Annotated in this window: 9 protein-coding genes and 1 other annotated feature; all 9 genes read right to left on the minus strand. The window is 48.0% G+C overall.

Translation table 11 applies throughout. The features are described from left to right. Positions 1-15: 15 nt before the first annotated feature. Positions 16-475, minus strand: a binding site (T-box leader). A 56-nt stretch (positions 476-531) separates the two neighbouring features. The 9 genes from DCMF_RS05855 to DCMF_RS05895 all read right to left on the minus strand — a co-directional run bounded on the left by DCMF_RS05855 (position 532) and on the right by DCMF_RS05895 (position 13,251). Further along, the gene (locus DCMF_RS05855) at positions 532-2,115 is read right to left on the minus strand and encodes a methylenetetrahydrofolate reductase C-terminal domain-containing protein (protein ID WP_148133560.1); all 1,584 of its coding nucleotides are present in this window, start codon (positions 2,113-2,115) and stop codon (positions 532-534) included. Between the two features lie 166 nt (positions 2,116-2,281). Continuing rightward, complete coding sequence (locus DCMF_RS05860; RefSeq protein ID WP_148133561.1) at positions 2,282-3,070, minus strand: methyltetrahydrofolate cobalamin methyltransferase; 789 nt, start codon at positions 3,068-3,070, stop codon at positions 2,282-2,284. Between the two features lie 24 nt (positions 3,071-3,094). Next, the gene (gene cdhD, locus DCMF_RS05865) at positions 3,095-4,060 is read right to left on the minus strand and encodes a CO dehydrogenase/acetyl-CoA synthase subunit delta (RefSeq protein ID WP_148133562.1); all 966 of its coding nucleotides are present in this window, start codon (positions 4,058-4,060) and stop codon (positions 3,095-3,097) included. Positions 4,061-4,097: 37 nt separating this feature from the next. Then, positions 4,098-4,850: an ATP-binding protein gene (locus DCMF_RS05870; protein WP_148133563.1), complete on the minus strand. Its 753-nt coding sequence runs from the start codon at positions 4,848-4,850 to the stop codon at positions 4,098-4,100. Between the two features lie 22 nt (positions 4,851-4,872). Beyond that, positions 4,873-6,768, minus strand: coding sequence for an ASKHA domain-containing protein (locus DCMF_RS05875; protein WP_148133564.1), 1,896 nt, complete (start codon positions 6,766-6,768; stop codon positions 4,873-4,875). 10 nt (positions 6,769-6,778) lie between these two features. Continuing rightward, a complete protein-coding gene (acsC, locus tag DCMF_RS05880) occupies positions 6,779-8,119 on the minus strand; it encodes an acetyl-CoA decarbonylase/synthase complex subunit gamma (RefSeq protein WP_148133565.1) in 1,341 nt (446 codons plus the stop codon). Positions 8,120-8,194: 75 nt separating this feature from the next. Continuing rightward, the gene (acsB, locus tag DCMF_RS05885; RefSeq protein ID WP_148133566.1) at positions 8,195-10,372 is read right to left on the minus strand and encodes an acetyl-CoA decarbonylase/synthase complex subunit alpha/beta; all 2,178 of its coding nucleotides are present in this window, start codon (positions 10,370-10,372) and stop codon (positions 8,195-8,197) included. A gap of 36 nt (positions 10,373-10,408) precedes the next feature. Beyond that, positions 10,409-12,436: an anaerobic carbon-monoxide dehydrogenase catalytic subunit gene (cooS, locus tag DCMF_RS05890; RefSeq protein ID WP_148133567.1), complete on the minus strand. Its 2,028-nt coding sequence runs from the start codon at positions 12,434-12,436 to the stop codon at positions 10,409-10,411. Positions 12,437-12,486: 50 nt separating this feature from the next. Further along, a complete protein-coding gene (locus DCMF_RS05895; protein ID WP_148133568.1) occupies positions 12,487-13,251 on the minus strand; it encodes an ATP-binding protein in 765 nt (254 codons plus the stop codon). Positions 13,252-13,268: the final 17 nt, after the last annotated feature.

Raw genomic sequence — 13,268 nt, forward strand, 5'->3', positions numbered from 1 at the left:
AAACCCCTCATCCCATAAAGGGACGAGAGGCTTATTCTCGTGGTACCACCCTAATTCACCGTATCATGATTAAAGCAAGCTCTTAATTCAGATGGAGATTCTTTTACTCCATCTGAATTTTAGAACTGCAAATGCATGACTTAGTTGGCGTTTGATTCCCGCATATTTGGGGACATTCCTAAGAGAGGTGTGTCCCCTGACCGCTGATGGCGGGAGACTGAAGCAAGTTCTTGGTTTGGTTGCTTTTTACCAAACCTTAGAACTGCGAATACAGAGTAAGCCAAGTTAGTCAGGTTAAAATACGATGCACTTAGCAGGATAACGGACCATTTCCCGGAAGGAACTAATTGGTTTTTTACCGTTCATTCCCCCTCTCCAGGGTGGCTGTTCAGATACTGGGCCTGCCGGATTTCCACCACCACCGGCTCTCTATAAGTGCTGACAGCGTCTTACTTTTCCCTATCATAGAGTTCACAGTATATAATTGCAGTTATCTTAACATTTATTTTTATTGGTGTCAATGCTTCCTGATTACTTCCCTACCGCCTTTCCCCCGGCGTCCACTTTTTTGCTGTCTTTATTCAAGCCCAGCCGCTCTGCGGAATGGTCCTTACCCAAATAGAAGTTGATCCAGGAAGAAGTCTGGTACAAATCCCAGTTGCATGGTGACACATGGTAGGAGTCTAGCTGGCTTTCATGGCCGTAATCCTTCAAACGGGCATACGCGCGGACGTAGACACATTTCTTTTTCTCCGGATGAACCTCACACCAGCCGTTGTAGCTCCCGCCGCAGGCCCCGTTGCGCTGGTTTTTCGGGCACTGGGACATGGGACAGGCATAGGCCAGGTCGATCAGGGCGCAGTCTCCACAGTCCTTACAGTCATAAAGAGTCACTTTCGCCATGTGTTCAAGGAAGTGGTAGCATTTTTCAATCTTCTTCCCCTCTACGAACTTGGAAATTCCTTTCATCAGGCCAAAGAAATTTTTATGCGGCTCAAAAACCAGGCTGTGGAACACCCGGGACACCCGGTAAATAAATTCCACCTTTGTATCCAGGGGGCGTCCTTTTCTTTCTGTGGGTATTTCGCTGTTTAGGCCGGTTTTTTCATCTTTCTGATAATAGTAAAAACCATTGTCCATGGGATAGTCAAACTCATGGACCAGATCCATCCAATTGGCGCTCAGCTCTTCCCCTTTTTCAATGATATATTCTACTTGGGCATATTTGATGCCATGGCCGCCGATGTGTACGCCGTTGAAACCCATCCCTTTCATGAAGGCATACATTTTGGCCGCCCGAAGAAGCCGTGCCTCGACTCCCTTGTCCGCCAATGTCCGCTCCCGGTCTAATTCTGCCAGGAGCTTGTTGGTAACCACACAGCCCGGTACTTTGTTTTCATTCATCAGTTTCCCTGCTCCATAGGGCAGAATATAGATGTTGCCTACGACAGGAACATTTAGGTTATTCTGTCTCATGAACTGAATTAATTCATGGAATTTACGGGCATCGTATCCCAGCTGGGGAACGATGAACTGGGCGCCTGACGCCACCTTTTTCTTCAGTTTATAATATTGCACCATTTGTTCCGCCTCATGCGCCTTAAAGGGCGATACGGCAGCCCCGGCGAAGAAGTCGCTGGCTTGGTGCTTCACGGTCCCTTTCAGTCCGGGGTATTCCAGGCCCTGGTTCATTTCACCGATCAGCTCCAAGGCATGGGTGGGATCAATATCAAATACGGGTTTCGGCCGCCCTTGAAAGCCGGTGACAGGATAATCTCCCGTCATTACCAGAAGGCTTCTGACCTGGGCCCGGTCTAAGGCATATAGCTGGCTTTCCATTTGGTTGCGGTTTTTATCTTTGCAAGTGAAATGTACCAGGGGTTCAATCCCCCTTTTTAGTATTTCTTCGCCCAAGTAATCAGCCAGCATGGCCGGATTGCCTCCGGGGTTGTCCGTAATCGTCAGGGCATGGATCTTTCCCCCTTTGGCAGCCTGCTCCGCCGCCTCCAAAGCACTTTCCTGAGATTTTTCCCGGGCTCCTCTCCCCGGCACCAATTCCCAGGTAACCGACATGGTATTGGGATTCAGTAATGATTCTTTAAATCGGTTTTCCACTTTATTTCCTCCTCGCCCAAACAGAATAACATTGTCTCTTTTTTTCATTTTATCATATTCTTGTCCTACTTTAACATGCCAATTTGTTGCAAAAAATTAATTATTTTGTCAATATCAAAAAAAAAAAATTCCTTGTCCTGTTCAGACAAGGAATTTTTTTTTGAATTTATCTGGTTCTAAACACTTTAACATAGGAATCACAGTAGATGCTCAGGTTCAGGAGAACTTCCGTAGATGCGGCTGTTTCCATTAAGGCATCGTCATTGGCATCAGCAATTACGGCATCCAATCCGCACGCAGCACCCATCGCCAAATAGACTCGATTGAGCAACGGTCGGTCAGGAGATTTCTGGGAAACGTTACTTAGTCCAAGCACAGTCTTAGGAGCCGGATCAGCGAGTAGTTTTACCTGACGGATGGCTTCCAGAACCTCGGGAACATGGTCTTGAGCAACATTTACCGGAAGAATCAGCGGGTCAATAAACAGGTCTTCCATGGGAAGGCCGAATTCATCGGCAGCAGCAACCAGTTCCATGGCCAACGCCACACGGTTTTCCGCATTCTTGGGAATACCCTTTTCATTCATGGTCAAACCGATCACTTTGGCATTATGTTTCACTGCCATGGGGAAGACTCTTTCAATCTTCGGCCGTTCAGCAGGGCAGGAGTTGATCATGGCAGGTCTTTTGCATAATTCTAAGCTGGCTTCAATGGCATCGTAGTTGGTGGAATCCAGTACCAGGGGAAGATCGCTGACTTCCTGAACCACTTCCACCATCCACTTCATACCGGCAACCCGGTCTTCACAAGCCGGTCCGGTATTAATATCCAGGTAGTGCGCACCGCCCTCTTTTTGTTTGATGGCCCACTCTTGGAGGGGTTTGGGGTTCTTTTCTGCTACAGCCTGGCCGATGTCTTTGAACATCCCGTTAATTCTTTCACCGATAATAATCATGCGGTCAAACCTCCTTATTTTTATTTATTTTGTTTCCATTAACTGTTCAATATTCTTCTTGAGCACTTTTACCGCTTGGGGATGTCTCATCACAAAGATATTTCCCCCTGCCTGCATTAAAGCGCCGGCAGTCATGGCTTCCCAAACAGGGCCTCTTTCCGCCTGGGCTCCCCAACCCGGGAAATCCGCTTCACTGGCCCAAGCTTCTTTCGCTCTCCAGGATTCAAAACCAGCGGTACAGATTAAGGGCATGGCAAGCATTTTATCCCCTTGCAGAGCGCCCATGCGGCCACGTTCCATAATGGAATAACCGTATTCGATTCCATAACCGAGACCGGCGATCATGGGGTCAATGACGATTCTGTCCGCAGGCATGTTCATTTCCGTAATCAAAATGTTTAACTGTTTGCAGATGTTAATATCAAGAGGCGACCGGGCAATAATGGAATGCCCGCTTCCTAAGCAAGCAGCAACCAGCGACTTATAGTTTTCCTGTTCGGCTACGCCCAGGAGCAATTTTTCCCCGGCGGTTTCTTCGGCAACCTTTACCAGTACTTCATGGTCTTTCTCTGCATCACCGCAGCCGACCACGATCAAAGGAACGCCTACAGCCCCTAAAATATCTTTCACAGCTTTGGCACATTCTTCAGGAGATTTGTTCGCTCCGTCCGGGTCTGCACCCTCCAGTTTCACGTAGATGGCATCAGCGCCCCACTCATCAACGCATTTTTTCGCCCAGGCAACGGCATCTTTCACCACATCGCCAAGGGCATCCTTCAAAGGCTGCGGCCAATTGGGCTCTACATCCACAACCTCCATGGCCACGATGGGACGGTTGGGAATGGTTCCTTCATAATGCTGGAACGGTAAAGCGGATTCTCCACCAACTGTTAGACTTACGGACCGGGTTCCCCCTTTCTCCTTGGTGGCACCTAAAACTACTGTGCCCACCTGGCTGGCATATCTTTCTTTTAAAACCTGAACAGCCATTTATCGATCGCTCCTTTCCAATTCTCAAATTCCACGATTAAATTCCTGCTTTTCTCAATATGTCGTAAACAGCTTTCACGGCCGATGATTCAGCCGGAAGCTGAAACAGCGGTTTTCCTTCTACATCAAACTGCAGCACCATTTCATCATAGGGTACCCACCCGATCATGTTCAAACCGGTTTCCACAATAGCAGGCTCAAGACCTCCCATGATATCCGGCGTTCCTTTGGTTACCACCAGGTACATCTGACGTACGGTGGTTTTCAGGGCCTTGACCAGGTCAGCGAGACGCCCCGCCGTACGAATCCCGCGCACGGAAGCATCGCTGATCAAAAACAGGTGATCTACATCCTGAATGGTTCTCCGGCTGATATGTTCCATCCCGGCTTCATTGTCTATGACCAGATAATCATATCCTTGCTCCAGGCGTTCCATATATTTGCGCAGTAAATCATTGGGGTAACAGTAGCACCCTGGGCCCTGAGGGCCTCCCATCACCAGAAGGTCCACTTTCTGGGTTTCTACCAAAGACTGCTGCAGCTTGTATTCAATAAAGGTTTCCTTTGTCATGCCCACCGGAAGTGCTTTCGGGTCCTTCGTCTGCTCAATCAATTGCGAAATAGTGGTGGTAATGCCCATGCCTAATGCTTCATTTAAATTAGCATTGGGATCGGCGTCCACTGCTAAAACGGACCCCCGATCCTTTTCCACGAGATACCGGGCCGTCAACGCAGAAAACGTCGTTTTCCCGGTCCCTCCTTTTCCAACCACTGCGATATGCTTTGCCATCTCTACCTACCACCTTTCGAAATCATTCTTTCACGGAAGGAAACAGGGACAAATCCGTATGCGGTAAGAACAAGGCGGAAACGTATTCGTCCATAAAAGCATTGCCCAAGGATAGTTCCAGGTAAGTCATGCTGCGCCCCAAATCATCGGCAAAGCCAAAAGCTTCCCGTGATAATAAAGCGAGATGGGCCCCTTTTAAGGAACTGTTGCCGATAAAATCAAACTTGTCACGGGGAAGATCGGGCAAAAGGCCAATACGGATGGAATCAGGAACATTCAAGTAATTCCCGAACCCGCCGGCAATCAAAATCCGGTCAATGGCCTCCACGGGAAGATCCGCCATCGTGAGCATAATTCTTACCCCGGCAAAAATGGCTCCTTTGGCCCGGATCAAATTTTTAATATCACTTTCCGTGATCACAATATCCTGATCAATTCCGGATTCTTCCGCAAAAGCCAGAATAAACTCGGGCCCGTCATCGCCCTTTCTGATCCTGGGTGTATCCACATCCTGAATCTTACCGGAACGGTCAATAATACCCGCTACCCTTAATTTGGCCAGACAGTCAATTAACCCGGAACCGCAAATTCCCACGGGGGGCAAGTCTCCCACGGTTTGGAACTTGACTTTAAATGTTTTCCGGTTAATGTTCACCCTTTCAATAGCCCCGGGCATAGCCCGCATGCCGTGGGTAATGCCGCCCCCTTCAAAGGCCGGTCCCGCCGAACAGGCACAGCACATCAACCAGTCCTTATTTCCCAACACCATTTCCCCGTTGGTGCCAATGTCGATAAAAAGAGTAATTTCTTCTCTCTTATCCAATTCAGCCACCAGGGCGCCGGAGACAATGTCTCCTCCCACGTAGCTTGCCACGGAAGGAAAATTAAATACCAAACCCTGAGGATTAATTTTTAAACCAATTTCTTTGGCTTTGACCACCGGGTATTGAGCGGCTGCGGGAATATAAGGCTCCAGCCGGATATATTTGGGGTTAATGCCCAGAAACAGGTGGGTCATGGTAGTGTTCCCAGCCACAACGACCACCGGTATTTCTTCAATACTGACATGGTACTGGGCAAATATTTTATCCAGCAAATCATTCACCGTTTCAATGACAACCTGCTGTAGCTTTTCCAATCCATGGAACTCATCCGCATAGATAATGCGGGAAATCACATCATCCCCATAATCCGCCTGCCGGTTATATGTACCCTGTTTTGCCAAAACCGCGCCGGTAGCCAAATCAATCAAAGCCACAACAACGGTGGTCGTCCCTGCATCAACGGCAATCCCATAAGCCGGAAAGTCATCTTTACCCGGCGTGATCCGAACGATCTCTCCCCCGCCTTCGTAAAATGCCACAGTCACTGTAACCTTCCAATCGCCGGCCCGTAAAATATCCGGCAGTGTTTTCAACACATCATTGGAAATATTCAACCAGTTTGCAGGTACATGTTTCTTTAATTCTGTGATCAACCGGGAATAATCACTGATATTTTCCGTCAAGTTGGGAGGGGATAGTTCAATATAAAACTTTTCCGCCAAAGGATTGAGGGGGTACTCTCCTAAAATGTCAAGTTTCCCTTCAGCCAAAACCCCTTCGCCATTTTCTTCCAACAGTACCTGATGCTCATGCAAGCGGAATTCCTCCGGGATTTCCACTTGTACATCGCTTTCAATCACAGCGGTACAAGCCAAAATGAAACCCTCTTCCCTAAGCTGGGCGGGAATGTTTCCGTGACCGCCGGACACTTTTCCTTCCATCACTTTCACGGTACACTTTCCGCAGGTTCCTTTTCCTCCACAGGTGCTCTTTACATGAATCCCTGCCTGCCGTGCCGCTTCCAGCAAAGTGGTGCCGGCCTCCACCTCGATTTTTAAATGGTCCGGTAATAAAACCACAGAATATTTTTCCATTTAGTTCACCTTATGAGAAATTAGCCCGGGCAAAGGGGGAAATACCGGCTGCTTCTCTCGGTCCCACCATCACGTTCCACCCGGAATCTTCCTTCAATTTCGCAGCAATGACGGCAACATAACCGGGGATGACCACATTCCGGTGACTGACTTTCTGTTCAATACCAAGGCTCTTCATCACTTCCGCAATTTTGTCCCCGCCGAACTTACCGGCCGCCCAAGCCGTTAAAACAGATGTGCCGTCGGTATCAATGGGAATAATATAGGAAGGAATCTTACTGGCTTCTACTTCCCCTTCTACACTGTAGTAGGAAAGTGAGAAGTTGGTGGTAATATAGACGGGAGAATTCTCGTTTACCGCGCCCACTTCATAAATCTTGGATTCCACTTGAATCGGTTTCTGCGGGTCGGTATAGATATTTTGTCTCCAGGAGAGAATCGGCATCACGAATTGTTTTTCCACGGTTTTCAACACGATCATGCTGGCATACTTAGAAATATAAACTTGGGCCTGCATAGCTTCGTCCATGGGGTCGGTTTCCGTGGTGAAAGCCATCACAGGATAGCCGAAAGGACGGAATTTCTTCTTAATGGTCATTCTTCTTAATTGGGTAAGGTCTGCTAAGACATCTACGGTCTTTCTGCTGCCAGGATCAAGAACCAGATCTTTATGACCCAGGGCAACAACTTTATTTACTACATCTTCCAATTCATCAAGGTTAGCGCCTTTCACGGCCAAAGGTGCTTCATATTTCTTTGCTAGAGCAGTCATGGCTTCGAAATTGTCGGTGGTGGCGGCATAAATCAAAGGTTTACGGGCAGTTACAGTTTCCAAAGCCTTCTCCATGGCCGCAGAATCATCGGACATGAGGACAAGGGCTAATTTACTCGCTTCAGCTACTTTTTTCACGGCACCGGCAAAGGTATCCGCATTACCGGAAGCATTTTTAATTGCTACCATATCAACGGTATAGTGCAGACCAACCCGGTCAAATTCTAAATCGTTAATCTGGGCAATTTTTTCCGTTAAGGCTGCCTCATCTAAAGTATCTTCTACTTCAAAGGCAATCCCGGTAGGATGATAGAAAGTTTTGTCATGACGGAACATGACAGTTTCGTCACCCAGTTCAACCACCTTGCTGTCCCCCGCACCAACCTTCACTAATTTAATGGGAGGAGCAGAAGCAGATCCTAATGCCTCTTTTGCTGCCTCAGTTACGTAAGGACAAGTTTCCAATGTGGCTTTTCCTGCTGCTAATGCCATAGCAAATGCCAGACAGGTGGGAACTCCACATTCCCCACAGTTCTTTTTAGGAAGCTCTTTAAAAATCGCTAAACCTGTTAAGCCCATTCAACACAACTCCTTTCTTTTTTCGTGAATTTATTAAATCCAGCGGGAGAAAATCTCCCGCCGGATTTGGCCAAATTACAGCATGAAATCCATGGCTAATGCCGGATGGCCTTTCTCTTCCAGGAAGGGTAAAATATCCTCTACCGTGGTGCCCACGGTTTCGTCGGCGATCTTATCGATAAAATCTTCGCCTAAGCCTTCTTCCACACTTCTCCGGACGAAGTCCTCTCTCAAGAACTCTTTCAATTCTTTCGGCATCCAAACAATTCTGCCTAAGCCGCCGTCAGCAGGAATAAATTTCTTACTGATCAAATAACTGCGGCCAATACCCATAAAACCAGGCGTCTGCACGCCCCCGCCGCAGGAGCCGGCCAAGGTGGAGAAGGTCATGCCGCAGGGAGTCATCCCGGTATGCTCACGGGTCGTAATCATGATGCCGTTTGCTTCCGGTACAATAGCCATAATGGCTTCAAAGCAACCGCAGGAAGTCATGGGACGATCCATCATGGTGTATAGGTTAACTTCTTCCAGAGTCCGGTTGGATGCGGTATAGAAGTAATCGTTACAGCTCTGCCACATACCTTTCAATTCGTCAATCGCAGGACCTTTTATAATGGGCTGGTTAGGTCCTTTGGGGTTAATTTCATAGGACGCCTTCGCATCCAGCCAGCTGACGGCACCGCACAGACCAACCCGTTCCGGTGTTACGATACAGACGTGGTTAGGCGCAAATGACTGACAGAGCAGACAAGAATAGAAGGTATCTGTGGAATTGTCTGTCAGAGAGCGCATGCGGTCATCACGTTTGGTATACACTTGTCTGGCAATTTTATGCTTCTCTGCAACCAGTTCGGGATCGGTATAAATGGTGATCTGTACCCGGTCCACAATGGCGGGGAATTCTGCCTTATACTTAGCAATCAGCAACTCTCCGTAGTGTTTAAACAAGAAGCCCTTTGCAGCTGCTTCTTTACTAATGCGCAGCCAGCACAAATCTCTCTGCGCCACGTGCCACAAGCCTTCCCCGTAGTTGACGAAGTAATGCACACGACGCTCCAGCACGCCTTCAAAGTCATCTTGCATCTTACGTCCATAAATATCAATCACCAAACCGAAGGGTACCTTATCCCCTTCTTTCAGGCTGTCCAGTTCCGGCCCAATCACAGTGATTTTGCCGTCTTCAATTTCGTCCGGACCAACCATTCTCACCAATTCGAAGGCTTCGGTCTTGCCGCCGCCCATTTCCACATAGGTGTCCGCTTTACGAATGGTTTCTCCTTCAAAAGCAGGTCCGTGGTTGATGGGAATGTCAATCTCGATATTGGTCATTTTAATGCCCCGGATTTCCATGGCCATCTTTATTATTTTGTCGTAATCAGGCTCGGAAATATACCAATCCGGAATAATTTCATCTTCCGCGAGAGGCTGATCGGTGATCACCGGGAAACCTACATAAATACAGCCCATTTCAGCGGCGGTTTTCACTTCGTCTCTTTCACCCAGGTGCAGGACGAAAGCCATCACGCGCCGTCTTTGATAATCTCTCTGCTCATCGGTAAGTCCAGGCGTAATGCCCCCGAACATCATACCGGCGCGCAGCGCATAGTTGGCTGCATGGACAACCTGGGTAAAGTTGCCCAGAGGATAAGCAATATAATCCAAGCCAAGTTTTACGTTTACTTCCATCAGCTGTTCGATAATTTCATCACTCAGGAACAGCATCATCCCTTTACTCTGAAGGTCGGTGACAATTTTCTTAGCCAGTTCAGGCGTCTTGGCCCGGCCAATGATCACGGCTTCACCGGGAATGGTCCAGTCTACCATCTTAATTCCGTATTTTCTTACGACCGGGTCCCCAATAAATCCGGTCCAGGGTTCTTGATAAGGATTTCCCTCAATATACCGCAGGGCTTCGATAATTTCCGCCGCATATACGGTAGCTTCCCCGGCCAATCTGGCATTTTCAAAGGTCAGCTCTTCCTTAATCTGATCTCTCTTTTTGTTTAAGATCGCGGGCAGTTCACCCAGTTTGGTCACCGATTCTCCGCTTAAGCAGCGGATGACAGGAAGATAATAAGCGGTGTCGGGATATTGTACCGGTTTGTCCGGACCATACTTCTTCAGTGCTTGGGTTAAGAGAATTTCGGCATAACTGGTGGCAATCACAGCACCGTCATAGGTTTGTTTAAATAGTTTTTTCGGTTCCTTGCCTTCTGGAATTACACCGTCATAAATCTGATCAAAATTAGACATACTCTTCCTCCTTTCAATCACTAGGTTGCCAATTTATTAATAGTTTTCGCAAAGCTTGGTTTCGTATCTTTCCGCCGTCTTCTTGTGAATACCAAGCTTCCAGGTACGATAATCAAGAGCGGCTGTTAATTTGGTTGCCGCAGCGACCGGATCGGTTTCAAAAATGAAGTAGCCGCCGTATACGTCACTGGCAATCTGCGTGGCAATGCCGTAAACAAGAGAGCTTCCTTCAATGGGAGGCATGGTACCCACATGAGTCGGAATACCCATGGCAACAGCGCCGCCACCGATGGAAACGGCTTTTTCACTCATCGCTTCAGGAGCCGTAGCAACAAAGGGAACCTTCGGAATATCCACGCCCATTTGCTCTGCCATCATGGTGCACAGGTCATGAGCACGGGAATTGTCTACACAAGATCCCATGTGGAACATCAAGGGCAGACCGTCCGCCAGTTTATCTTTGTTCGCATCAGCTAATTTCTTCAAGAAGCTCTTCAAACCTTCACCGGCATATTCTTCGACAGCCTCAGGAGCGAGCAGTCCAGCTTTGGCCAAAGCCTGAGCAGAGCATCCGGTACCTACTAAGAACACATTATTCTTCGCCAATTCCTTGGCAATCGTCAGGTGATTATTATCATGAGGTGCTTCTAAGTTGTTGCACCCGGCAAACAGAGCTACACCGGCGATTTCACCCGCTTCAATGGCATCGGTCAATACTTTTATCGGAGTTTCCGGATTGAGGGCTGCAAACAATTCCAGCAGCGCTTCCAGACTGAATCCGGCAATGACCTTGTTTTTAATTTGGGGAATTTCGCAGGTTTTTCCTTTTCTCGTTTTGAAAGCTTCGATCGCCAACCGGATAATTCCTTTTGCGCTTTCAACGGCATGGTGCTCATCAAAGGCATAATGATAAGAACCGGGTATCTTAGAATTATCCATGGTGGTCACAATCTTGGTATGGAAGCATTCGGATATTGCTCTCACACCTGGCATAATGCACTGTACGTCCACAACCATCACGTCGACAGCACCGGTCATGATGGCCAATTCTTGAGAGGCAAAGTTGGTGGCAATGGGCACGCCGGAACGCATCAGTACTTCATTTCCCGTACAGCAGATACCGGACAGCTGGATACCGGCAGCGCCGGCAGCCTTGGCTTCTGCTTCCATTTCCTTGGCAACATTGACGACAGTTTGACTCAGCAGCGGGTTGTGCCCGTGCACCACGATATTTACTTTATCGGCTTTTAAAACACCTAAGTTGGCTTCCGTAATCACAGGTTTCGGGGTCCCAAACAGGACGTCCGATAGGTCGGTAGAAATGTGCATCCCTGTATAGTCCGCCAAGGAAGTCTTTAAACCGCCGAAAATAATGTTAACCGGGTCAGCGTCCACGCCAATATGGGTCTGGTGCATCATCGCCACAACGGCTCTGTCAATGGAGGTGGGAGCAATATTGCAATCTTCAAATTTTTTCTTTCTGCCTTCCGTAATATAGGACCACAGCCAGGTGCAGGGTTCATCGGTTTGACGTCCGAAGTCCTCTAAAGCTGCCTGGGAAACTTCGATCGCTAATTCGTTGGCTGTTTTGCCTTCCGTGCTGATGCCGACTCTTTCCGCGACTCTTTTTAACTTCTCCACGTCGGTTACTTTGTAGTCAGCAATTTTACCTTCTGCAGCATGCAATAAGGCATGGGCAATGTGGCGACCATGGTCGGAGTGGGCAGAGGCGCCGCCCGCCATCATCCGGGCTACGTTACGGGATACAATGGTGTATCCGTGCGCACCGCAGATACCTTTGCTTCCCGGTCCTTCTTCGGATTTGATCCGGCAGGGTCCCTGGAAGCAAATACGACAGCAGATACCTTCATAACCGAAAGCACACTGAGGTTGTTGTGCCGCAAACCGGTCATAAGCAGAAAGCAAATTCTTTTCTTTGGCCTTTTCCAGCATTAATAAAGCTGCAGGATCCACTGAACGCATCACGTTTTTGGGATCCTTGATCCGTTCCTTTCTGGGTACGGATGGAGTTGATTTGAGAGTTGTTTCTCTAAATCTTGGCATACATTAAACCTCCTTCACCTTGATGTACATAGATATTGATGGTGCGGAAACTAAACCTGAACGTCTTTAACTAAATTTTGAAAGATCTGGTCCATTTCTTCTTCAAATCCCGCGGATCCTTCAGTCGTCTCAATGCCCAGGGCGGCATCGAGCATGTGATCGTTGTAACTTACACACCCAAGGATATCTGCGGCAGGCAGTTGTTTGAGCAAAAACTCCTTCTCCTCAGGACGGCGAATTTTATTGCCTACAAACTTGACACTTTTGATCTCCAGTTCCCGTGCCAGGTTGCTTACCACTTTGGCAGTCTGCACACTCACTACGGTTGGTTCCGTGACTACCACAATAGCATCTACTCCCTTGGACGTTCCCCGGGTCAGATGTTCGATACCCGCACCCATATCCAACACGACCACATCATTCTTCTTTAACAGCAGGGAATTCATTAAAGAATTCAAAAAAGAATTCTCCCGGCAGTAACAGGAACTGCCTCCCTGTTTTACCGCACCCATCTTGAAAAACTTAATATTCCCCAGATTTATGGCGTATTCATCAAGCACATCGTCCACATCAGGATTTAATGAATAAAACGAACCGCCCCCTCCACTTTTCGCGGCAATTACGTCCCTCATATCCACAATAGGCTTCAGGTTTGCAATATCACTGTTCTCAATGCCTAAAACCGTGCCCAAGCTGAGGTCAGGATCGGCATCAACCGCATATACTTGATATCCTTCTTTGGCAAATCTTTTGGCAAAATAAGCGGAAATGGTGGTTTTCCCCACTCCCCCCTTGCCAGAAACAGCAATCTTCATGATATCACCTCGTTTCT

Source organism: Candidatus Formimonas warabiya, assembly GCF_002777255.1.
Taxonomy (GTDB): domain Bacteria; phylum Bacillota; class Dehalobacteriia; order Dehalobacteriales; family Dehalobacteriaceae; genus Formimonas; species Formimonas warabiya.